This is a genomic window from Chryseobacterium sp. MYb328 (assembly GCF_037572595.1).
Classification (GTDB): Bacteria; Bacteroidota; Bacteroidia; order Flavobacteriales; family Weeksellaceae; genus Chryseobacterium; species Chryseobacterium pennae.
The window spans coordinates 30,768-52,265 of record NZ_JBBGZQ010000032.1; the positions used below are offsets into that span (position 1 = coordinate 30,768).

Annotated in this window: 25 protein-coding genes; 12 read left to right on the forward strand and 13 right to left on the reverse strand. The window is 35.2% G+C overall.

The genetic code is table 11. The features are described 5' to 3' along the window. The first annotated feature begins 218 nt into the window (after positions 1 to 218). The 5 genes from WH267_RS23055 to WH267_RS23075 all read left to right on the forward strand — a co-directional run bounded on the left by WH267_RS23055 (position 219) and on the right by WH267_RS23075 (position 3,241). Complete coding sequence (locus WH267_RS23055) at positions 219 to 851, forward strand: NAD(P)H-dependent oxidoreductase (RefSeq protein WP_123319776.1); 633 nt, start codon at positions 219 to 221, stop codon at positions 849 to 851. Between the two features lie 30 nt (positions 852 to 881). Then, positions 882 to 1,316 carry a MarR family winged helix-turn-helix transcriptional regulator gene (locus WH267_RS23060; RefSeq protein WP_123319777.1) on the forward strand — a complete coding sequence of 145 codons (435 nt, stop codon included), beginning with the start codon at positions 882 to 884 and terminating at the stop codon, positions 1,314 to 1,316. Beyond that, positions 1,317 to 1,742, forward strand: a complete 426-nt coding sequence (locus WH267_RS23065; RefSeq protein ID WP_123319778.1) for an organic hydroperoxide resistance protein — start codon at positions 1,317 to 1,319, stop codon at positions 1,740 to 1,742. It abuts the gene before it with no gap. A gap of 152 nt (positions 1,743 to 1,894) precedes the next feature. Continuing rightward, a complete protein-coding gene (locus tag WH267_RS23070) occupies positions 1,895 to 2,347 on the forward strand; it encodes a hypothetical protein (protein WP_340011261.1) in 453 nt (150 codons plus the stop codon). Positions 2,348 to 2,350: 3 nt separating this feature from the next. After that, positions 2,351 to 3,241, forward strand: a complete 891-nt coding sequence (locus WH267_RS23075) for a chitinase (RefSeq protein WP_340011263.1) — start codon at positions 2,351 to 2,353, stop codon at positions 3,239 to 3,241. A gap of 51 nt (positions 3,242 to 3,292) precedes the next feature. On the opposite strand, the gene WH267_RS23080 is transcribed toward WH267_RS23075, so the two are convergent. From WH267_RS23080 to WH267_RS23120, 9 genes are all read right to left on the reverse strand, one after another. Next, positions 3,293 to 3,922: a peptide deformylase gene (locus WH267_RS23080; RefSeq protein WP_340011265.1), complete on the reverse strand. Its 630-nt coding sequence runs from the start codon at positions 3,920 to 3,922 to the stop codon at positions 3,293 to 3,295. Between the two features lie 309 nt (positions 3,923 to 4,231). After that, the gene (locus WH267_RS23085) at positions 4,232 to 5,104 is read right to left on the reverse strand and encodes a ChaN family lipoprotein (protein ID WP_115971026.1); all 873 of its coding nucleotides are present in this window, start codon (positions 5,102 to 5,104) and stop codon (positions 4,232 to 4,234) included. Between the two features lie 149 nt (positions 5,105 to 5,253). Then, on the reverse strand, positions 5,254 to 6,282 hold the full coding sequence (locus WH267_RS23090; RefSeq protein WP_340011266.1) for a hemin-degrading factor: 1,029 nt from the start codon (positions 6,280 to 6,282) through the stop codon (positions 5,254 to 5,256). Between the two features lie 4 nt (positions 6,283 to 6,286). Further along, complete coding sequence (locus tag WH267_RS23095; protein ID WP_340011268.1) at positions 6,287 to 6,937, reverse strand: class I SAM-dependent methyltransferase; 651 nt, start codon at positions 6,935 to 6,937, stop codon at positions 6,287 to 6,289. Positions 6,938 to 6,939: 2 nt separating this feature from the next. Next, entirely contained in the window at positions 6,940 to 7,713 is a 774-nt protein-coding gene (locus tag WH267_RS23100; RefSeq protein WP_340011269.1) for a heme ABC transporter ATP-binding protein, read from the reverse strand. Beyond that, the gene (locus WH267_RS23105) at positions 7,713 to 8,753 is read right to left on the reverse strand and encodes a FecCD family ABC transporter permease (RefSeq protein ID WP_340011271.1); all 1,041 of its coding nucleotides are present in this window, start codon (positions 8,751 to 8,753) and stop codon (positions 7,713 to 7,715) included. The genes WH267_RS23100 and WH267_RS23105 overlap by 1 nt, the downstream gene beginning before the upstream one ends. Then, complete coding sequence (locus tag WH267_RS23110; protein ID WP_123319785.1) at positions 8,737 to 9,615, reverse strand: heme/hemin ABC transporter substrate-binding protein; 879 nt, start codon at positions 9,613 to 9,615, stop codon at positions 8,737 to 8,739. Before WH267_RS23110 ends, WH267_RS23105 begins: the two co-directional genes overlap by 17 nt. A gap of 48 nt (positions 9,616 to 9,663) precedes the next feature. Further along, positions 9,664 to 10,779 carry an HmuY family protein gene (locus WH267_RS23115; RefSeq protein WP_340011274.1) on the reverse strand — a complete coding sequence of 372 codons (1,116 nt, stop codon included), beginning with the start codon at positions 10,777 to 10,779 and terminating at the stop codon, positions 9,664 to 9,666. A gap of 11 nt (positions 10,780 to 10,790) precedes the next feature. Further along, positions 10,791 to 12,899 carry a TonB-dependent receptor plug domain-containing protein gene (locus WH267_RS23120; RefSeq protein ID WP_340011277.1) on the reverse strand — a complete coding sequence of 703 codons (2,109 nt, stop codon included), beginning with the start codon at positions 12,897 to 12,899 and terminating at the stop codon, positions 10,791 to 10,793. Between the two features lie 390 nt (positions 12,900 to 13,289). Between WH267_RS23120 and WH267_RS23125 the strand changes: the two genes are divergently transcribed. Beyond that, positions 13,290 to 14,600: a T9SS type A sorting domain-containing protein gene (locus WH267_RS23125; protein WP_340011279.1), complete on the forward strand. Its 1,311-nt coding sequence runs from the start codon at positions 13,290 to 13,292 to the stop codon at positions 14,598 to 14,600. A 280-nt stretch (positions 14,601 to 14,880) separates the two neighbouring features. Here the strand turns inward: WH267_RS23125 and WH267_RS23130 are convergent, their stop codons facing one another. The 4 genes from WH267_RS23130 to WH267_RS23145 form a co-directional block, all read right to left on the reverse strand. Next, on the reverse strand, positions 14,881 to 15,171 hold the full coding sequence (locus tag WH267_RS23130) for a putative quinol monooxygenase (protein ID WP_115971017.1): 291 nt from the start codon (positions 15,169 to 15,171) through the stop codon (positions 14,881 to 14,883). An 88-nt stretch (positions 15,172 to 15,259) separates the two neighbouring features. Next, entirely contained in the window at positions 15,260 to 16,147 is an 888-nt protein-coding gene (locus WH267_RS23135; RefSeq protein WP_123319790.1) for a sulfite exporter TauE/SafE family protein, read from the reverse strand. Further along, positions 16,141 to 16,272 carry a hypothetical protein gene (locus WH267_RS23140; RefSeq protein WP_340011284.1) on the reverse strand — a complete coding sequence of 44 codons (132 nt, stop codon included), beginning with the start codon at positions 16,270 to 16,272 and terminating at the stop codon, positions 16,141 to 16,143. The genes WH267_RS23135 and WH267_RS23140 overlap by 7 nt, the downstream gene beginning before the upstream one ends. A gap of 88 nt (positions 16,273 to 16,360) precedes the next feature. After that, the gene (locus WH267_RS23145; protein WP_114820611.1) at positions 16,361 to 16,768 is read right to left on the reverse strand and encodes an RrF2 family transcriptional regulator; all 408 of its coding nucleotides are present in this window, start codon (positions 16,766 to 16,768) and stop codon (positions 16,361 to 16,363) included. A 140-nt stretch (positions 16,769 to 16,908) separates the two neighbouring features. Between WH267_RS23145 and WH267_RS23150 the strand changes: the two genes are divergently transcribed. From WH267_RS23150 to WH267_RS23175, 6 genes are all read left to right on the forward strand, one after another. Then, on the forward strand, positions 16,909 to 17,337 hold the full coding sequence (locus WH267_RS23150; RefSeq protein WP_123319791.1) for a DUF4268 domain-containing protein: 429 nt from the start codon (positions 16,909 to 16,911) through the stop codon (positions 17,335 to 17,337). A gap of 107 nt (positions 17,338 to 17,444) precedes the next feature. Next, positions 17,445 to 18,083, forward strand: a complete 639-nt coding sequence (locus tag WH267_RS23155; protein ID WP_340011289.1) for a hypothetical protein — start codon at positions 17,445 to 17,447, stop codon at positions 18,081 to 18,083. Positions 18,084 to 18,124: 41 nt separating this feature from the next. After that, positions 18,125 to 18,940 carry a DUF2314 domain-containing protein gene (locus WH267_RS23160; protein ID WP_340011290.1) on the forward strand — a complete coding sequence of 272 codons (816 nt, stop codon included), beginning with the start codon at positions 18,125 to 18,127 and terminating at the stop codon, positions 18,938 to 18,940. Between the two features lie 222 nt (positions 18,941 to 19,162). Next, positions 19,163 to 20,404: a serine hydrolase domain-containing protein gene (locus WH267_RS23165; protein WP_340011291.1), complete on the forward strand. Its 1,242-nt coding sequence runs from the start codon at positions 19,163 to 19,165 to the stop codon at positions 20,402 to 20,404. A 59-nt stretch (positions 20,405 to 20,463) separates the two neighbouring features. After that, the gene (locus WH267_RS23170; RefSeq protein ID WP_340011293.1) at positions 20,464 to 20,829 is read left to right on the forward strand and encodes a helix-turn-helix domain-containing protein; all 366 of its coding nucleotides are present in this window, start codon (positions 20,464 to 20,466) and stop codon (positions 20,827 to 20,829) included. Between the two features lie 57 nt (positions 20,830 to 20,886). Continuing rightward, a partial coding sequence (locus WH267_RS23175; protein WP_340011295.1) for a toll/interleukin-1 receptor domain-containing protein occupies positions 20,887 to 21,498 on the forward strand: 612 nt, incomplete at its 3' end.

Genomic DNA, 21,498 nt, shown 5'->3' on the forward strand with positions numbered 1-21,498 from the left:
CAAAGATTGGAATCCTTATAATGTAAAAAAATCCGAAACATGCGAAAAACATAAAACCTATTCCTATCCATTTTATAAAATAAATAATAGTCATCAATAAAATCTTTCAAAATTAAATTGTACACAATTTAATTGTTTATATATTTGCATAGTTAATTGATCACAAAGTAAATTTGGAACTCGATAATTGCCAAGTAATTTAATTTAAAATAAAAAAAATGTCATTAATAGAAAACCTAAACTGGAGACATGCTGTAAAAGCTTATGATCCAACTAAAAAAGTATCAAACGAAGATTTAAACACCATTCTGGAAGCGGCAAGACTGGCTCCAACTTCATCGGGACTGCAACCTTTCCGTATTATTGTTGTGGAAAATCAGGAATTAAAGGATAAGATGGTTGCAGGGGCTTTAAACCCTGAAGTAATGAGAGATTCTTCTCATGTTTTAGTTTTTGCTGCATGGGACAGTTACTCCAATGAAAAAATCGATAAAGTATACGATCATCATACCGATGTAAGAGATCTTCCAAGAGGACGTTTTGGAAGCTACACAGATAAGATCAAAGAAATGTATGGAGCACAAACTGCTGAGCAGCACTTTGCCCACACTGCCCGCCAGACTTATATTGCTTTAGGTATTGCCCTTGCACAGGCTGCCGAACTTAAAATCGACAGTACTCCGGCAGAAGGATTCAGCAATGAAGTGGTAGATGAAGTATTGGGATTAAAAGAATTAGGTTTAAAAAGTGTAAGCCTTTTATACCTTGGATACCGTGACAACGCCAATGACTGGCTGTCTTCTATGAAAAAAGTGCGTATCCCAATGGATGAATTTATCATTAAAAAGTAATACCTTCACGAATCTTTCGTGTTTAATATTATGGAACATTCAAATACACCCAAATTAGAAAACCAGATCTGTTTCCCGTTATATGTAATCGCCAAGGAAATCACCGGATTATACCGACCTTTTCTTGATGAGCTGGATATCACTTATCCTCAATACCTTGTCATGATGATATTATGGAATGGGGACGGTCTTACTGTAAGCCATATAGGGGAAAAACTGTTTCTGGATAGCGGAACACTGACACCTCTTCTCAAAAGACTGGAAACAAAAGGGTTTATTATAAGAAAACGTAAAAAAGAAGACGAGAGAGTTGTTGAAGTATTTTTAGATGAAGCCGGGAAACAGCTTCAGAAAAAGGCCTGCGAAATTCCGGGTAAGATCCAGGAAAAAATCGGGATACAGCCTGAAGAACTGTTGGAGCTCAAAGAAACAGTTTTAAAAATATTAAACAAAATTGAAAAATAAATGAAAACGTTATATACAACAAAAGTTACTGCTACAGGCGGAAGAAATGGTCATGTAAAAAGTGAAAACGGAGTCTTGGATCTTGAAGTAAAAATGCCAAAAGCACTGGGAGGAGCGAATGATGACTTCACCAATCCTGAAATGCTTTTTGCAGCCGGATATTCTGCATGCTTCGATAGTGCGTTAAACAGAGTGATCAGTCTGGCCAAAGTAAAAACCGGTGAAACAACTGTTACAGCTCAGGTAAGTATTGGACAGATTGAAAACGGAGGTTTTGGATTGGCTGTGGAACTGGATGTTAATGTTCCGGGGGTTTCTATTGAGGAAGCTCAGTCTTTAACGGAAAAAGCGCATCAGATCTGCCCTTATTCTAATGCAACAAGAAATAATATTGAGGTTAAGCTTTCTGTAACGAACAACGACTAATCCAATTTTTTTATAATTATATTTGAAATGAGCTGTTTTGAAATTCAAAACAGCTCATTTTTGTTTTTAACCACAGATTTTCGCTCATGAATACAGATGATTGAATATATTTTAATACTAAATTTGTGAAGGTTATACTTTAATTTATAAAAATGGAAATAGTTAGAGATATCGTTTGTCAGGTTTATGCAGGAGAAAAATCAAAAAATATAATTGATCTTGTACTTGACACATTCATTCCTGATTATGAAAAATTAAATACGGATTATACTTTCCCACCCAATAATAAAGATTATGTATTTACAACCGAAATTGAAATGATAAGTTATTTTATTGAAAATAAAGGGCTAAATCAAACTTTTTATTGGAATAAATCCCTTCATAATCCTTATAGAATAATGGTTGGAACCAATATTACTGATGATGATAAACTAGTTATGAGCTTAACGCTGGATGCAAGTCTGGAAACGGGAGAAGAATATTTAAATAAACTTAAAAAAGTCTTACAATCCAATATAGGGGTTATTTCATTCGCAAATCCGGTGGACTATGAAAATGGTGAAGATTTTGTTTTAAGATATCAGAAAAGTACCCAATATCATTAAATAATGAAAACACTACCAGTCATAATACTTTCCTTAAGTCTTTTTTTGACTTCTTACAGCTGGTCTTGTGCACAATCGCCAAAGAAGGAAAACCTTTTGGAACAGATTAATGATACTAAAACAGCAACACGTATTAACCGGATTTTGGATGCTAAAACGTGGAATCTATTGTTCCCCAACAGAAATAACATCCAGGATAAAAACAGGAATCATCAGGATTTTTATTCTTATCAGGCATTTATAAAAGCAGCAGCCCACTTCCCTAATTTTCTGAATGAAGGAACTCAGGAAGATCAGAAAAGAGAGTTTACTGCATTTCTGGCCAATATCGCTCAGGAAACAAGTGGCGGCTGGGATAATGCTCCGGGAGGTTACTATAAATGGGGACTTTATTTTATTGAAGAAAACAATAAGGGAAATGGAAATAATTATACTGATATTTCTAAGGTTAACTATCCGCCGGTAGCAGGGCAAGCTTATTATGGTCGCGGTCCTAAGCAGCTCAGCTGGAATTATAACTACGGACAATTTAGTGAAGCCTGGTTTGGTGATAAAAATATACTTTTAAAAAATCCCGGACTTCTGGCTGAAAACAATGTTTTATCTTTTGCCTCTGCCATCTGGTTCTGGATGACCCCTCAATTTCCCAAACCCTCCTGTCATGATGTGATGACCGGAAAATGGCAGCCTACAGAAAAGGACAAAGAAAGCGGAAGAATTCCCGGTTTTGGAACTACTGTCAATATTATCAATGGAGGTATTGAATGTGGGCAATCTACCACACAGCCCAAAACACAATACCGCTATGAATACTACCGTTATTTTTGCCAATATTTTGGAGTAGATCCTGGGAAAAACATCAGCTGCAGCACTCAAAAACCATTTGGTAATTAATAAAAAAGGCTATAGCATTGTGTGCTGTAGCCTTATTATATTATCTGGAATCTATCTTTTATTCAAATCGCTTCTCTGATAAGCATCTACCTTTTTATAGGAATCGTTTTTCTCTTTTTCTTTTTTATCAGAAATCAGAATTCCGAAGAGGTGATCTATTTCGTGTTGAAAGATGACAGCCGTGAAACCCTCTACGATTTCTGAATATTTCTGTCCTTTCAAATCCACATATTCCAGCTGAATGACTTTACTTCTGTAAAACTGATCTCTGAAATCAGGAATTGATAAATCTCCTTCAGGTCCAAGGTTCTGCAGATCTGATCTCCACACAATCACCGGATTGATAAAATATTCCAGTGGTGTTCCTTCTTTATCAAAACGCTGTACCCAAACCACTTTTCTGTTGACTCCCACTTGTGGCGCAGCAATTCCTACTCCACCATCAGTTGAAAGAAGAGATTCTTTCATTCTTTTTACAAGTACAGCTGTGCTAGGATCAGTGGGATTGATTTCTGAGGAAAGGCTCAGCAAAGTTTTATGCTGATGGTCATCAGTAGTCTGATAGATTGGCAATGCAGCATTTATATCTCCTTTATTGATAAGGGACAATTCATCCGGAGTGAATTTTTGAGCATTACAGAATCCTATAAAAAGTATAAATAAAATGGATAGTTTTTTCATATTGACTGGAATGTTATACAAAGGTAGAGATTGTCAGGTGAAAATGGGTGATTATGTTGAAGTTTTAAGGCTGGGAGAGGGATGCTGGAAGTTACTATTAGTCGTTAAATATCTATAAGTCAATTATTAATTTTTGGCTAAAGCCGTTGGAGTTTTTATATAAAAAAGAACGGGCTAAAGCCCGTTCCCATTGAATTTGATATGATTCTGTTAATTAAGTCCTATAATAATAAGATTAGTGTAAAATTGTATGTAATTACATTTCACAATTAAAAATCTGCGATATCTGTGTGATCTGCAAGAAATAAATTAAAAAGTCTTCGTCATATCACCAGGAATAATCAGGTTGAACTCTGTTGGTATATAATCTTTTGCAGGAACTTTCAATTCAGGATCTTCAGATTCAAAAACAGAAATTACAGCCATTTTGAGATTTGGGTTTTTCTGTTTGATATACCAATACGTCCCGCCAAATTCCTTACTGTGGTAGTTCCCGTTATAGTGGATGAAAGTTTTTCCAGCCTGGATATTTTTAAGGATAGATTCTGCCATTGTAGCATCCTTTGTAGCCTGTGCTGAAATAAAGTTCATTACTTTTGTTCCTTCCGCATGATCACCCATCATTGCCTTCATTTCCGGATATCCCGGAGTATCTAATGTTACTTTAATTGGGAGCTGGGCAATGTATGATTTTTCTTTATCACTTAGCTTATTCAGAGATTCTAATCCTTCTTTTGCAGTTTGTGAAGCATATCTTCTCGGAATATTGGTTGCTATGAAATTCAGTTTTTTATTTTTAGCAAAATCTACCAAGGGTTTATAATCTGTTGCGTAATTATTCCACAGACGGGCAGAGTCTTTCAGTGTTTTTGCATCAAACTTACCGGTCAGATATTGGTTTAGCTGAGCCTGATTATCTCTTTCAAACATTTCTGCTCCCAGGATAAGCTGTCCGCTTTTCTTTTCAAATAAAGCTTCTGTTATTTTAAGCTGAAGCCAGTGATTGATGGAGCTGTTATGATTTTCACCAAAGAAAACAACATCATAATCAGCCAATTCTTTCACCAATTTATCTGTTTTTATTTCTTTTCCTTTTTGGTCATAAAACTGATATGCCTTAAAGTTCTGTGCATTAAGTGAACAGAAACCTGCCAGCAAAATCGCTATGAAAATATTCTTCATTTCCTATCTTTAATATTTTAATTTAACCACAAATTACATAATATTTTGGTACTGTTTTACAATCCTTTATGATTGTTTCCAAAATCTAAAAGAAAAAGACCGCTTTGAATATTACAAACAAAACGGCCCTCTTAAAAATCATCTAATTATTATTGTTCAAGAGTTGCTACAAGGTCTTTCCACTCCTGAAGTTCAGGAATTCCAGGTTTTCTTTTTCCAAAGAACTGAACGATGAAGTCACCTTCTTTATTGAATACTTCGATAGCAGTTACTTCTCCGTCTTCAGTAGGTTTTTTCACGATCCATGCTTCTGCAATTTTCGTTACATCAAGATGCAGGTTAAAATCAGGATCCATTACATTGAACCACTGCTGGTGCCAAAGGGTTTTCTTTACGTTTCCGGTGTGAATCTGGATAATTCCTCTGTTTCCAACGAAAACCATGATTGGTGTACTCTTTTCTGAAGCTTCTTCAAGAATGTTAACTACTTTTGAGTTATCAATTTTCTGAGTAAATCCTTCCGGTGCCAATCTTAAAGCCTGAGTTCTGCTTACACCAAACTTTCTGGTCATCATAAAGAAATCGTGAGTATCTTTTAATTCTGCCCATGCTTTTTTGAATCCTTCAATATCTATTTCAGCATCTGGTTTTTCAGCCTGTTTAGGAGCTACCGCTTCAAAAGTGAAAGTCTGATTCTGATCTTCGGCTTTAAATTTTTCAATAATAGCATCAAAAGCAGCTTCCTCACTCTTTTTAGTCAGGTATATTTTATGCAATGCCAATCCGTCTTTTCCAAAGAACTGAAGGCTTTTTTTATCTCCCTCTACTACAGAAAAGGCAAACTTCCAGTGATTAAGGAAAATTCTAAGATCAATATCTTCTCCTACGAAAAGCTGTGCATGCGGGCTGCTGAAATCTCCGTTCAGATAGATTCCTTTTCTTTCATGAACACATTCATCATTACGGGTAAGAGCCATTACTTTTCCCAGTTGCTCTGCAGCTGTAAGAATTCCCGGAAAATCAGGATTCAAAACAGTTACTCCTTCTCCTACACTGGTTACCAGTAATTCAGCCTCGCTTACTCCAAACTGTGCAGCAGCGTTTCTTATTCTTACATGTGGATTTTCTGCTTTCAGAGCTTCCCATTTTTCCTTTAAATCATTAACTAATATGCTCATTATTTTATTTTTTTATAGTTAAAATTGTATAGATTCTTTTTATTGTTTCGTTTTCTGTTTTGCTTTTTGTTTCTTCTTCTTTTTCAGAAGTCCTCATTCTTTTGAAATGGCTTTTGGAAATCAATTCTTCCATTTCATCATTGCTGTAAAGAGTGAAATTATAGGCTGTAAATGGTAGTTTTTCCATGGACTGTCTTTGTACGAACGTTAAAACAAGCGTTCCGTTATCCTTTAAAACTCTGAAGATTTCATTTAAAAATTCAACCGGCTTTTCCCAGAAATAAACGGTATTAACTGTAAATATTTTATCAAAGGTCTGGTCCTCAAAAGGAAGTTCTGATCCTTCATATAAAACAAAATCAGCCTGTTTTTCAAATCCCTGATTCAGTCTTTTGGCTTCCAGATGCATGGTTTCAGAAATATCAATCCCCGTGTACTTCAATCCTTTAGCCAGGTTTAAAATACTCTTCACATGATCAGCATTTCCGTGTCCTATTTCAAGGATACTTTCATCATCTTCTATCAAAAGAGTTCTGATACTTTCTAATGTCATACTGATGTTAGTTGCATTCATCATTTCACCGACTTCTATGCCTTTTTCTCCCTGAGGATTGGCAAGATGCTGTGCGAGGATTTTTAGTTCTTCTTTTTCCATGGTTATCCAAAAATGATCATTGGGTTATTTGTAATAGGGTGGTCACAAATGGTACATGGGAAATTATAAGCATTGCTGATATTTTCTGCTGTAAAAACTTCCTGTGGAGTTCCATAAGCGGAAACCTGCCCTGATTTCATTAATAAAATTTTATCTGCAAACTGAGCGGCAAGATTCAGATCATGGAGAACAACAATCGCACTGTTTGCTTTCTTTGTAAAATTTTTAATAATTTCCAGTGCTTTATATTGATGTTTTATATCCAGATTATTCAAAGGTTCATCCAGAAAAACCAGTTTATGAGCAATATCATTTTCCAGTTGTGCCATTACCCGTGAAAGGTGTACACGCTGTTTTTCTCCTCCTGAAAGAGAGTTATATTCTCTTTCTTTTAGATGAAAAATATCTGTTTCATACATCTTATTATTCATCGCTTCAAGGTCTTCTTTTCCAGGCTGTGCATCAAAATAAGGATATCTTCCCATCATCACTACATCTTTTACCTCAAGAGGAATATCGTTACTGTTATGCTGTGAAAACTTGGCTTTATGCATAGAAAGTTCTTTTACATTCCAGTCTTCAATGGGTTTATCTTTAAATAAGACTTTTTGCTTTTCAGTTTTCACTTCATGAGCCAAAACACTTAGAAGACTTGATTTTCCTGCTCCGTTGGGCCCTACAATTGCTAAAAACTCGCCATATTCCAATGAGACATCTACCCCATCCAGAATACGGAATTCTTTATGCTTATAATTAATCTGATGTGCCTTAATCATTACAGTGCCTTTTTAAATTTAACCAAAATAGCGATAAAAATAGGTCCACCCATTAAAGCCGTCAAGATCCCTATTGGTAATTCTGAGGGCTCTACAATACTTCTGCTGAATGTATCTGCCGTCAGAAGTAATATACTTCCACATACTGCAGACAAAGGCAGGATGAATGTATAATTGGACTTGAACAACAGTCTTAAAATATAAGGGACGATAAGTCCTACAAAGCCTATTGTTCCTGAAAATGCAACGCAGCTTCCTACCATTAATGCTACAATGATAATAATTTGCTTCTTCAGCCTTTCTACATTGATTCCTAAATGCTGAGCATCTTTCTCCCCTAACATCATTGCATTTAAAGCTTTTCCTTTAGGCAGTAAAATAATATACGCTCCAATCATAACAATCCCAAGAATAATATTCTTCGTCCATGTTGCTGCAGCTAAACTTCCCAAATTCCAGAATGTAAGGTCTCTAAGCTGTTCATCTTTTGAAATGTATATTAAAAAACCTGTAATTGAAAAACCTATTGCCGTAATGGCAACACCTGTCAACAACATCATAACTACATTGGTCTTTCCTCCGCTTGTTGAAATCCTGTATACCAGCATCATGGATAAAAAAGATCCTATGAAAGCAGAAATTCCTACCAGCGAAAACTGTACGGCTTCAGGAAGGTACTCTTTAAAATGTCCACCTAAAACAATCGCAATAGCAGCTAATAGCGTAGCTCCCGATGTAAGACCTATTAAATCTCCTGTTGCCAGAGGATTTTTGAAAAGCCCCTGCAGGCTTGTTCCAGAAACTGAAAGCATTCCTCCAATTAAAATAGCCATAACAATTCTGGCTGCTCTTACATCCAAAACTACATATTTATCACTCAATGATAAATCAGAATCTCCCTGTATTACTTTTCCTAAAACATTAAATGCAGATTTACCACCAAAATCGTAAACCCCTGTATTAATAGACCATACTGCTATGATAGCAAGCAATATGGTACTTATTGTCATGTAAAAGTATAATTTACTTTGTGTTCTCAATTAAAAGTTTGTTTAATCCAACTACTGCTTCTCCTAGTCTCGGTCCAAAACCTGAAACTAATCCTCCATCCATTGCGATGATCTTCTTATTTTTTCCGGCGTTTGTCTGGGAAACTCCTGGCATCTTAAGAGCACCTTCGTTTCCTCCTGCTCCCTGCAATCCTGTTTCAAAGAAGAACAGTACATCAGGATTAGCTTTTACCACGGCTTCCGGCGTCAACGGTTTGAAATCTTCAAATTCATTCACTGCATTTTCTCCACCTGCCAGATTAATCAATGATGCCATTGGGGTATTTTTACCTGCTACCATCAGCATATTTCCTCTTGCATAGATGAATAATACTTTAGGTTTTTTAGCCAGTGGCTGAACCTGCTTCAGGTCTTCATCTATTTTATCAGTTAATTTCTTATAATCTGTATTTCCAATTGCTTTTGCTACCTCTTCAATCAGTTTTTTAGTACCATCGGCAGTATATTCCTGCTTAAAGATATCTACTTTGATCCCGGATGATTTGATTTTTCCCATTAGTTCTGGATTGATATCCTTATCTGAAGCCAGAATTAAAGTAGGATTTACTGCCATAATCGGCTCAATCGTTATAGATCTTACATGTCCAAGGTTTTCAGCTGTCGTTTTTAAGCTTGCAGGATAAGTACTGGTAACATCTGTTCCTACAATTTCTTTTTCGTGACCTAAAGCACTTACGATTTCTGTAATTCCACCGTTTAGTGTTACAATTTTATTATTGCTTTTTGGAGCTTCAGAAGAAGCTTCTGTTGTATTTTCTTTTTTTGCACCTTCTTCTTTTTTGCATGAATACACTGCTACAAGAACAGAAGCTGCAAGGATAAATTTCTTCATAGATAGATATTTTATTTTTTCTAATTCTGATACAATTATCTGAATTTGTTATAAAGGATCAAATTCAAAATTGGTGAAACCACGTTCGCCTGATTTGCTATTTTTCATTGTATTGAATCTCAGCTTAAAATAGAAACCTTCTGCATCTTTCAATACAAAGAAACGGTCTGAGTATACAAAGGCTGTAGGATTCGTTGATGTTCCGGTAGTAGTTCTCCATTTATCTCCAATAGCTCTGTGGTCATTGAAAACAAATTTAGAAGGATCTACATCTTTTAGTTTGAACGCACTGTAGGCTTCATCCAAACTTCCCGTAGCATTTACCTGATAGGCTCCTACTCCATTAAGAGTATTGGTTACAATAAAGTCTGCATAGAAATAACTTCCGGCACTGTTTGCCCCCATAAATACTTCATTGGTGAAGGTAGTAAACGCCAGATCCCATTTTTTCTTTTTAGGTTGTATTTTTACCGGAGTTCCTGTTTTAAGATTAAAGAATGTAAAATTATATTCAGGATCTTTGGTAATAATATATTCTTTGATATTTTCGTTCTCTGCATTGAGATCAGCATAACGGATTTTGTACCCATTCGGGGCTCTCAGGATCTGCATTTTCTTCCAGCCTCTCTCATCTCCTGATAATGAAACAGTTCCTGCAGCTACATTCCCTCCAGCCGGTATTTCTCTGCCCATATTCACCAGGTAGATCGGATTATCTGCATCGTTGGCCTTGATAGCATCAATTCCTGTAGTCTGTTTCAGGAAATCTCCATTCGGATTGTCAATATACTTCAGGTTTTCGGCATCGAAAGTTCCTACCTGAGCAATCTCTTTTAAGCTTTCTACATTGTTTGCCTTTACTTTATTAAGGTCTGTAGCATTGGGAATCTTAATAACGGTCATCGCAAGAGAACCGTTAATACTTACCCTGAAATCATCTCCTGAATAAAACCCAAGGTCCCAGTCTGTTCTTTTATTAATATTAGGATTCTCATGTTCACTTAAATCAATCCAAACCTGGTTAGGTTCTGTAGCGCCTCCCAGTGTTACATTCACTTCTGATCCTGTCATAGGGCGAACGGCCACCGGATCATCATCAGCAGAAAGGCATGACTGCGTGGCTGCCATAATAGAAAGGAGAGATAATATTTTTAAATACTTCATAATAGTCTTATTTAAAATTGAAACATTAGTCTTGCAAAATAGCTTCTGCCATAGTATAAATTAACTGTTCCAGAGGCTGCAGTATGAGCTGAACCTGCAACAGCACTAGATTTTACACTTGTCACATCAAAAATGTTTTTAACTCCTGCAGAAATCTCAAAATGATTATTCCAGAATGGCTGACTTACAATAAAATCCATCATATGGAATGCGTCTGTTATACCTAAACGGACACCTCCTGCTGTATCAGCAACATAAAGTCTATCCTCTCCGGTATATTTATAGTAAAGTGAAAAGTTGGTGTCTGTCTTTTTGAGTTTATAAGTTGCAGAAGCACCTGCCTGCACAATGTATTGGAACTTATCCGAAGAATCATTCGTAACTACTTCATTCAACGTGATGGATCTCCCATTCACTGCTCCTCTTATGGAAAAAGCAAACTGATCTTTTCTGAAGTCTACATTGGCAGATAACAACATATTCTTATACTTATTGACATTCATGTATTGATAAGTAGAAGGTTGCTTGATGACCATCATATCGATTCTGTCACGTACATCAAGGTATAATGCATCTACACTATAACCAATTCGCCAGTCATTAGCCGTTCTAAAGGTCTGATCCCAAAATGCTCCTATTGAAAACCCTGTTTCCGGTTTTAAATTTGGATTTCCCTGAATATCATGATTAAGATTTACAAAATAGGTATACAGCTCATCATATTTAGGAAAACGGTTGGCAGAACCTACAACAGCCCTCAAATTTGAATTTTCGGAAGTTTTATATCTGGCAGAAAGGGAATAGTTATACTGATTATCAAAGTTTTCACTCAAAGAAAGCCTTAGCCCCGGTCTCACAGAAAACCGGTCTGAAATATTCCATTCTGCAGAAAGGAAATTGGAATAGGTAAATATTTTTCTTTTCACAGCCTCACCAAAGAAATCTCCGGCAATCAGTGCTGCATACCCGCTGGTATAATCCAATTCATAGCCAAGCTGGAAATCAAAGGTTTTACTATCCAGGAAATTACTAAACATTCCTCTTGAGTAGATCACATCTGTTTTATAATATGATTTTTCGTCCTGCTGACTCTTGATTGTTCTGTTCGGGATATCATAATTGTAGTCAAAGTATTTTCTGTCCTGGTTTTGGAAGGAGAAATCCCCCATATACCGGATATGTCCCAGATTTGTCTGTATATTGAACTGATGAAGCCAACGGTCTGTATTATATTTTCTATCCCTACTTTCATATTCTACTCCACCTAATCCGTCATTCAGTGGTCGTCTGTTTACCTCTGGATTATAAAAATTGAAGTTTTCTTTCAAATAAGACACTTTATAGAAAAATGATGTTTTATTCTTGGAATATCTTACCAGGGCAGAAGATTCGTACTGATCTTTCGGATTCCACTCGTAACCTCTTCTATTATCCTGTCCGAAATATTTATACCCTTCACTGTTTCCTTCATAACCCATGAATTGGTTATGATTGAAATTCACATTGGCAAACCATTCATTATTAATATTATAATCAACATTAAGATTCTGAATATGTCTTCCTTGTCCTTTTTTCTTAAGATCATAATTATCCCTTACTGTTTCTTCCTGAAGGGAGCCTCTTACACTAACCTTTTTTGTATTATTTTTCTTTGTAATAATATTAATTACCCCTGCTACGGCTCCATTTCCGTATTCTACTCCCATACTTCCCTTCACAATTTCAATACGCTCAATATTACTTAGAGCAATTTTGGTAAGGTCAATATTACTTCCCAGTCCAGTATCTCCTACTATCGGAATATTGTCTATCAGAACTTTCACATAGTCTCCATTAAGTCCCATGATATTGGCTGTAGAATTCCCTGAACGGGAATCTGGAGTAACCTGAATGTTAAGACTTTGATTTAAAACATCAGCAACATTGGTGGCTGCCATATTTTTGATCTGTATGGCGTCTATGACATCTACTTTGTAGATAGACTTATTGATAGCCTGTTGTTTATACTGTCCTGTAATAACAACTTCTTCAACATTCTTTTGATTAAGAGAATCCTTTTTTTGCGCATTCATCCAAAATACAGCGGATAATGACAGAATGGAAAGCACTTTCTTCTTCATAAGGGTAAAAAATTTTCGACAAATATAAAGCTTTATTTAGAACAAGTAAAAATAAATATATCACTTAGTGGAATAATTCTAAATAAAAATAGTTGAGTAAAATTGATACTTGTATTAAACATCCCAGTATTGAAAGGGCTTACAGCAAATTATCAGTCAGTCTTTTTCAAAAAAACAATTCTAAAAGTAAAATAAAAAGATGAAGTTAAAAAAAATGACAACATTCAATATAAAAGCCAGTATTCATGGTATTTTTAAAGCATTCCTTATTTCCTCTCTCCTACACGGCTACAAAAAAAACAAGATAAAAATCATGTTTTTATTTAGAATGATTAAAAATAATTATATACTTTTGTGGAATAATTCTAAATAATAATTTAAAAATAAATTATGAAAACAAAACTATTATTGGCTTCAATGTTTGCCCTTACTGTTCAACAGACCGTTTTGGCACAGACAGATGCATTAGGATATACGCAGGCAAATATGACGATGGGGAATGGATACCAGAACCGTACATTCTTTACTTTTTCAAATGGGAATATCGTTTCTCAACCAGCAAATTCATGGGATATAGCTTTCTTCAGAAATTCTATTTACACTGCAGGAACAAGAATTAATGATGCGAAAAACATCGAAGTATATACAGCTGCCACCAGCTTAGCTGAATGGGATAATATCAGCATCAGCAATGAAGCTTCATGGGGAGAGCCGCTTTATAACCCTGACCAGACTACTGACTGGAGTATTGGTGCTCTTGAACAGGGACCTATAACCGCTCCTAATCCTAATATTCCGTCTACAGGATGGGGAGTTTACAATCCACTGACGCATCATATCATAGGAAAAGCAATTTTCGTTCTGAAATATGCTACAGGAACTTATATTAAGTTTGCCATTGAAGATGCCTATATGGGGTATACTTTTAAATATTCAAAGTGGAACGGTACAGCATGGGGCCCTACTGAAACAAGAACCTTAGCTAATGGGACAGACGATTCTTACTTCAATTATTTCTCATTTGATTCCGGGGCAAAAGTTCCTGATATGGAGCCTTCAAGAAACTCATGGGATCTAATGTTCACCAGATATTTTACAGATTATCCTTATACAGACCCACAGGGAAATCCACAAACCATGAAATACAGAATGGCTGGTGTTATTCAAAGCCCTACTATTTCAGTGGCAAAAGTAAGACCGGAAACACAGGCAGTAGCAACAGGAACTTTACCTGCTACGTTCTCTAGCAATATTACAACCATCGGACACTCATGGAAGCCAACTTCCGGGGTTTATACGGATGCAGTTTACTATATTAAGCAGGGATCAGATTACTACAGAATGTATTTCACTTCCAATGAAGGTATGCAAACCGGAAATATGTATTTCAAATACAAAAAAATCACAGGAACGTTAGGGATTACTGAAGTAAGCAAAAAAGCATCTTTTGGGATTTATCCTAACCCGACAACGGCAGATAAAAGAGTAACCGTTCTGTTTGATGTAAAAGAAAAGGCAAACAATAAAGGGAGTGTAGAAGTATATGACCTTACCGGAAAAAAGGTACATTCTGCTGAATTAAGCAATCAAACCGGATTTTACAGAGAAGACCTGAATCTGTCTCACCTTCCTTCAGGAAATTATATGGTAAAAATTACCTACGGAGGAACTTCGGAAACGAAAAAACTTATTGTGAAATAATATTTTACTCAAAATACTTTCTATTTTTTCTAATAAAAAGGCGGTTTCAGAATACTGAAGCCGCCTTTTATTGTATTATTCTATCGAGATCAGGTAAAAATTCCTGATTTTGCCAAGTATAAAGCTAAACTAAAGAAATCTAAGGCTTTAAACAAAGATCTGCCTTTTGATTTTCCTCTTTTTAAGAAGTCTTAATGACAATCGGTAGTTATATGACTAAAAGTAACTTCCAGCCTCTTTCTTACAGCTTCCAACTTTAAACTAAACAAATTCATATTATTTAATATATTTTAAAGCCTTTGTAAACCTCTACTCCACTTTCCATAATTCTGGAAGCATCCTTGCGGAAATCCAGCAGGTGATCCTGCCCGTTGTGTCTGTTGTGGTGTTCTACACTTTCCCAAAGTTCGATCAGGAAGAATGTTCCTTTGTTATCTTTATCTTCAACAAGGTCGTACTGCAGGCAGCCTTCTTCTTTTCTCGTTTCCTTTACCAGGTTTTGAAAAAGCTCCACCGCTTCCATCAGATAATTTTCATTAAACTTAAAAAGTGCAATGATATGTAAGTTCATATTCTAATATTTATTGATGTAAAAGTAAAATATTTTCAAAATCAAATTTATTTTTGGCCCTTTTATTTTTACCTATTAAAGCATATTTTTAGCTGAACACTGATTTATAAATAGTTATAGAGCTCATCACGATTACCAATACTCCAATCACAAGAAACATTTTCTTCACCGGAAGCTTTGCGGTAAGCATGGCTGAGAAAGGAGCTGTTATAATTCCTCCAATCAGAAGCCCGAGAATAATATTCCAGTGCTGGATTCCAAGGGTAAGGAAAAAGGTAACAGCAGCTGTAACGGTCAGAATAAACTTCGCAACAGTTGAACTTCCTACTGCAAATCTTGGGGTAAAGGCATTTTTAATAAGAGTTCCGGTCACTAAAGGTCCCCATCCTCCACCTGCAAAAGAGTCTATAAATCCTCCGATCACTCCCAGCCTTGTCAGGTTGGTCTTTCTTTTAAGGGCTTTACTCTGTTTTTCTTTAAAAGCATTGGAAAGAATTTGAAATCCAAGATATAGAGTATAGAAAGCAATACCTGTTTTGGTGATTTTTGCATAGTATTCTCCGAGGTAAGTAAGACTCACCGCTCCGATAACCGCTCCAATAACTGCAGGAACAGCCAATTTCTTTACCAGGCTTTTGCTTACATTCTTAAGTTTAATATGACTTACGCTTCCCGCAGCTGTAGTAAAGCTTTCTGCGGAGTGAATACTTGCACTTACAATATGAGGCGGAATATTCAGGAGCAGCAGTGTGGTTGTACAGATCACTCCATATCCCATTCCCATTGACCCAGCTACAATTTCTGCAAAAACACCTACAAGAAGCATCCAGTAAAAAATATAATGATCTTTCGCCAGAATCTGTTGCAGCTCATCAAAGTAGCCCAATTCATACAAAGAAAAAACAGCAACCGATACAATAGCAAGTGTAACAAACAATACATTGAGCCTTATCTGAATCTTTCTTGAAATCACCATCGTTCCGGAATTTTAAATTTATATTCTTTAATACTTCCTATATCGGTGATCAGAATAATTGTATTATTCAGCATCCCTCCTGCCATCAATGGCTCCATATTATCTGCATCTTCTTTTGGAATCATAGTTTATTCTTTTGAAGTGATGCAAATATCCAATAAAAATATTATCCTACAAAACAAGTAGACTAATTATTCAAAAAAAAGGACCAGGTCAATCGACCAGATCCATTAAAGTTTTACTCTCCAGGATATTCAGTGAAGCGTCCCGAACTTCAATCAGTACATCATGCAAGCCACAGTGATCTTCGTTACAGTCTTCACATTTTTCATAAAAGTTCAGACTTACACATGGAAGCATAGCAATGGGCCCATTCACAAGACGGATGATTTTAGCAAGTTTCACATTCTCAGGGTTTTCTTTAAGGAAATATCCACCCCCTTTTCCTTTTTTACTGTCAAGGATCTCCGCTTTTTTCAGTTCAAGCAGAATATTTTCTAAAAACTTTAAAGGTATTTTTTTGTGTTCCGCAATTTCGGAAATAAGAATTGGGCCTTCATTTCTTTTTTCTACAAGATATGAAAGAGCCTTAAACGCATATTGAGATTTTTTTGATAGCATCACAGCAAAAATAAGAAAATTGTTTAATATGTTTAAGGTAAAAGGCAAAATTGCAAAAAGACTAATAACCGACTTTTATTTTCACCTTTTTACAGCTCTACAGTTTTGCCTTTTTCCTATTAAATCATTATGTTTGTCCTATGTTCAGTAAACAAGAAGCGCAACAAATAAAAAAGGAATTTTGGACAGCTTTTGGAAAATCCTTTCCAAGAAAATGGATCCTTTATGACACTAAGGTAAAGGATATGGCATTTAAATTCTCTGCAGATAACAAAAAAGTAGAGGTTTCTTTTGATATAGAAATGAAAGACGAGGTGTTCCGTAATGCTTATTATGAGAAAATATGGTCTTTGGAAGATATTTTAAAAGACTTCATCGGAGATTTTCAGAAAGACGAATATTTCACATTGGAAAATGGGAAAGTCATCAGCAGGATTTGGGTGGAAAAAAATGGTGTTTCAATTTTCAACAGAAATACATGGCAGGAAATTTTTGAATTCTTCGTAGATAAAATGGATGGATTTGAAAGGTTTTATTACGAGTATGAGGATTTTATAAAGGACATATGAAATAATTACGAAATAAATACCGTTTTACACTTTAGGTAAAGATAAAAAAGAAAACTATCTTTGCTTTATACCACTTAAACTAATAATGAAACTAAACATGATTAAAAATGAGAAAAGTGTACAAAAACATTTTTGGAGAAGTTATCTCCAAAAGTAAAGCTATGAAGCTTGACGAATATCACCTGTATTATTACGAAAGTGATTCTGATATACTGAAAGAGATTGAATTCATCAACGAAGACAGTATATACAATATTAATTATTTCTTACATGAAGGCGACAATGAAGAGAAAACTTTGGAATATCTAAAAGAAAAATCAGATTTCTTTGACATCGAAAAAAAGGAAATTGCTGACGGATTTATTATTTCCACCAGTAAACTCTATTCACTGTCTGTAGACGACCTGCCTCTGGTTTCCAAAACTGTTTTCAAAGCTGATGATCCTGAAAATTTCATATGCTCTCAGGTTATTGACAATGAAACGCAGGAACCCCAGCTTGAAAGAACTGTAAAATGCTGGTATACAACTGATGAAAATGGAGAAAAATATGCAGCTATAGAGTGCAGCTATCAGGAAGACGGAAAACTGGAACTCGCTATTGATAAAACTTCAGATCCTGATAATGAACAGAACTGGGCTCACTATGACTACGAAACATTCCATGAGCTTCAGGATCATTTTCCCACAGATATTTCCTATTATAAAACAGCTGCATTACTTCCGAAAGAAGCCTATCAGGATTAGAAATATTTTTACAATACATCAAACAAACCACAATTTATTCTATGGAAGACAATCCTATATTTTGGGCGGATGGAGATGATCCGCAAATGATCGAAGCCTATAAGAAAGCACAGGAAACTTTTAAATATTTCTGGCGTGAACAATCCTGGGAATACAGAAGAATTATCCCCGGGCTTAATGTCTCATGCGTAAAAGTAATGTTTTCGGAAGAAACAGAAACAGGAGAAAACAATGTTGAACATATGTGGATCAATGACGTTAATTTTGATGGTGACCGTGTAACCGGATACCTGATCAATGAGCCCAATACCCTTGGCAATGTTCAGGTGGGTGATTATATTGACATTCCTCTTACTGACATCAGTGACTGGCTTTTTGCGATTACTCCCCATGTAAAGAAACCTAAAGGTATTTCGAAATTATTCTCTTCATCAGCAGATCCTCTTCCAAAAGCTTACGGTGGATTTACCATTCAAAAAATGCGTTCAGACATGTCAGCACCGGAAAGAAATGATCATGACAATGCCTGGCAGCTGGATTTCGGAGATTTCAACGATATTCTTTTGGTTAACAACCAGAACGAGGAGCCTGAAAATCTTGTAGAGCATCCGATGAGCAGAAATATGAAAGAAGATTTTGTGAAATTTTTGCAAGAATATCCTGATGAGATTAAACTTGTAGATGAAAACGGCCAGACTCTTCTTCACCGGGAAACCATTGCCGGAAACTTAACCACAGTACAGGCCGCATTGGAAGCTGGCGCTGATAAAAGCCTTCAATCCAAAACCGGAAAAACGGCATTGGATTATGCAAAGCAGCTGAATTGGGGACATATTATTCCGGTATTGGAAAACTAATAACGGAAGAAATACAATTAAAAAAAGACTTCTTCACTGGAGAAAAAAAAAGAGAAACTGGAATGTTTCTCTTTTTTTATTACCTATTTTTTGAAACCACAAAAGACACATGAGTTTTATAGTTCTAATAGTAAGATTGGAAAATTTTCTTAACTTCTCATATGATTCTCTAATCATAATGTAACAAAACACTCTACACAAATGTCTTATTATTAAAAGCTTATGAGAAAGTATTTCATCTTATTTATGACTTCTCTATCATTGATTTCATGTCAGACCATGAAAACCAATTCACACCCTGTTTCCTATAAGACAAACGATTCTTTAGATCTGGAAATCAATAAAATATATCAACAGGGGAATTTTAACGGTTTTTCCGTTTCTATTGTTAATGACCAATCAACACTTTATCAGAAAGGATTTGGCTTTTCAGATATAAAAGAAAAGAAACCCTACACCATCAATACCATTCAAAATATTGCTTCTGTTTCTAAAACATTGGTTGGAATTGCTCTTCTGAAAGCTCATGAGTTGGGAAAATTGAATTTGGATGATCCAATACAGAAATATTTACCATTTAAAGTCATCAATCCAAAATTTCCAGAAACATCCATTACTATACGTCAACTAGCCACTCATACTTCTTCTATTCTGGATAATGAATTTTATTTATCTAAAAACTATTTCCTGAAACCAAACCAAAATCTAAATGGAGCAAAGCTTAACTTTGATGACGAGCAGGTATTTAATACTTCTGATTCGATCATCACCATGGCTGCATTCCTTAAAAATGTTCTGGCAGAAAACGGAAAGTGGAATAAGAATAGTTTTTCATTGCATAAGCCAGGAACAATATATGAATATTCCAATGTGGGAACTGCTTTAGCTGCATTTATTATTGAACAGGCAACCGGGCAGGAGTTCAGTGCATTTACAAAAGAATACATTCTGAATCCTTTGCAGATGAACGATTCAGGATGGAAGTTTGAGGATATTCAGTTTTCGAAATTCTCCAGACTTTATGAAAACCCTAAGACGGTACTTCCCTACTATCTTTCAGCAACCTATCCTGATGGAGGATTTATTACCAGTATTAATGACCTTAGTAAATATTTAACTGAACTGATTAAAGGATATAACGGAAAAGGAACAATTTTGAACCGGAAAAGCTATAAAGAATACTTCACGCCGCTACTTTCTGCCACTAATTTTACAGAAAGAAATACTCAAAATCCTTACAGTGAATCTTATAATGTGGGAATATTTATGGGATTTGGCTATACAGGCTATATTGGCCATACGGGTGGAGATCCGGGCGTAATGTCTATGCTATTTTTTGATCCTAAGAATAATCTGGGAAGAATTATGATCTTCAATACCAATTTCTCGGATAAGAAAGGAAATGATGCTTTTTATGGAATATGGAATGTATTGGAGAAATATCAAAGTGCATTCAGTAAATAGATTTTAAGTTCTACTCCATTTTTTTTTATTTGTATAAAGACACAAATAAAAAGGTCGTTATGGAAAAGCTAAAAAGTCTAAGAAAGCAAAGAGGCTACACAGAGGAATATATGTCTAAAATCATCTCGACAGATGTTTCAAATTACTCTCGAAAAGAGAATGACGAAGTAAGAATATATGATGATGAATGGGAAAAGCTTGCAAAAGCACTTGATGTTCCTGTAGAAGAGATAAAAGAAGAAAGGAAAACAGCAATCGTTCATAACAACCATGACAATACTACTTTCAATGATAATGCTGGTAGTTACTTTAACCACTTCCATAGTATTCCGGATTCTATCGTAGAAAATTTACAAAGTTATATTAAGGTTTTAGAAGAACAAATTGAAACTTTGAAAGAAGAGAATAAAAAGTTAAAAAAATAACAATTAATTTATTTGTACAAAAAAACACATTTCTAATAACAAAACTAATAACTAAGTATGAAAATATTTATTTCACACTCCTCAAAAGATAAGAATTTTGGTAACTCTCTTGTAGAATTACTTCGTAGTTTAGGAGTGAAAGAAAATGAAATTACATTTACTAGTAATACAGCATATGGAATTCCTATTGGCCAAAACATTTTCAAATGGCTAAAATCACAAATTACAGAAAATCCCTTTGTAATATACCTACTTTCTGAAGAATACTATAGAAGTGTTGCTTGTTTAAATGAAATGGGGGCTGCATGGATAATAGAAAATGAACATGCTGCGATTTTCACACCTAATTTTGATTTATCAAGTAAAGAATTCCAAGGTGGAGCATTAGATCCTAGAGAAATTGGATTTTATATAAATGATGAAGAGAGAATTTTAGCTTTTATACATCATTTGTCTACAAAATTTGAAATTACAAAAAACCCAATTCTCATTTCTCAAAATGTTAAAAAATTTCTTGAACAAATTAAAAATTTCAAACAAGATAAGGTTATTCAAAATCAAACATTTTTTAATACAGAAAGCATAATACTAAGCAATTCTTTAGTTGAAGACAATATAACAACTAATACAAAACAAGTAGAGAAGAATGATGCGAGCTCTACTAAAAAT

Coding starts and splice junctions, on each gene's coding strand:
- WH267_RS23055 (WP_123319776.1), top strand. CDS start 219: ATGTCATTAATAGAAAACCTAAACTGGAGACATGCTGTAAAAGCTTAT.
- WH267_RS23060 (WP_123319777.1), top strand. CDS start 882: ATGGAACATTCAAATACACCCAAATTAGAAAACCAGATCTGTTTCCCG.
- WH267_RS23065 (WP_123319778.1), top strand. CDS start 1,317: ATGAAAACGTTATATACAACAAAAGTTACTGCTACAGGCGGAAGAAAT.
- WH267_RS23070 (WP_340011261.1), top strand. CDS start 1,895: ATGGAAATAGTTAGAGATATCGTTTGTCAGGTTTATGCAGGAGAAAAA.
- WH267_RS23075 (WP_340011263.1), top strand. CDS start 2,351: ATGAAAACACTACCAGTCATAATACTTTCCTTAAGTCTTTTTTTGACT.
- WH267_RS23080 (WP_340011265.1), bottom strand. CDS start 3,922: ATGAAAAAACTATCCATTTTATTTATACTTTTTATAGGATTCTGTAAT.
- WH267_RS23085 (WP_115971026.1), bottom strand. CDS start 5,104: ATGAAGAATATTTTCATAGCGATTTTGCTGGCAGGTTTCTGTTCACTT.
- WH267_RS23090 (WP_340011266.1), bottom strand. CDS start 6,282: ATGAGCATATTAGTTAATGATTTAAAGGAAAAATGGGAAGCTCTGAAA.
- WH267_RS23095 (WP_340011268.1), bottom strand. CDS start 6,937: ATGGAAAAAGAAGAACTAAAAATCCTCGCACAGCATCTTGCCAATCCT.
- WH267_RS23100 (WP_340011269.1), bottom strand. CDS start 7,713: ATGATTAAGGCACATCAGATTAATTATAAGCATAAAGAATTCCGTATT.
- WH267_RS23110 (WP_123319785.1), bottom strand. CDS start 9,615: ATGAAGAAATTTATCCTTGCAGCTTCTGTTCTTGTAGCAGTGTATTCA.
- WH267_RS23115 (WP_340011274.1), bottom strand. CDS start 10,779: ATGAAGTATTTAAAAATATTATCTCTCCTTTCTATTATGGCAGCCACG.
- WH267_RS23120 (WP_340011277.1), bottom strand. CDS start 12,899: ATGAAGAAGAAAGTGCTTTCCATTCTGTCATTATCCGCTGTATTTTGG.
- WH267_RS23125 (WP_340011279.1), top strand. CDS start 13,290: ATGAAAACAAAACTATTATTGGCTTCAATGTTTGCCCTTACTGTTCAA.
- WH267_RS23130 (WP_115971017.1), bottom strand. CDS start 15,171: ATGAACTTACATATCATTGCACTTTTTAAGTTTAATGAAAATTATCTG.
- WH267_RS23135 (WP_123319790.1), bottom strand. CDS start 16,147: ATGGTGATTTCAAGAAAGATTCAGATAAGGCTCAATGTATTGTTTGTT.
- WH267_RS23140 (WP_340011284.1), bottom strand. CDS start 16,272: ATGATTCCAAAAGAAGATGCAGATAATATGGAGCCATTGATGGCAGGA.
- WH267_RS23145 (WP_114820611.1), bottom strand. CDS start 16,768: ATGCTATCAAAAAAATCTCAATATGCGTTTAAGGCTCTTTCATATCTT.
- WH267_RS23150 (WP_123319791.1), top strand. CDS start 16,909: ATGTTCAGTAAACAAGAAGCGCAACAAATAAAAAAGGAATTTTGGACA.
- WH267_RS23155 (WP_340011289.1), top strand. CDS start 17,445: ATGAGAAAAGTGTACAAAAACATTTTTGGAGAAGTTATCTCCAAAAGT.
- WH267_RS23160 (WP_340011290.1), top strand. CDS start 18,125: ATGGAAGACAATCCTATATTTTGGGCGGATGGAGATGATCCGCAAATG.
- WH267_RS23165 (WP_340011291.1), top strand. CDS start 19,163: ATGAGAAAGTATTTCATCTTATTTATGACTTCTCTATCATTGATTTCA.
- WH267_RS23170 (WP_340011293.1), top strand. CDS start 20,464: ATGGAAAAGCTAAAAAGTCTAAGAAAGCAAAGAGGCTACACAGAGGAA.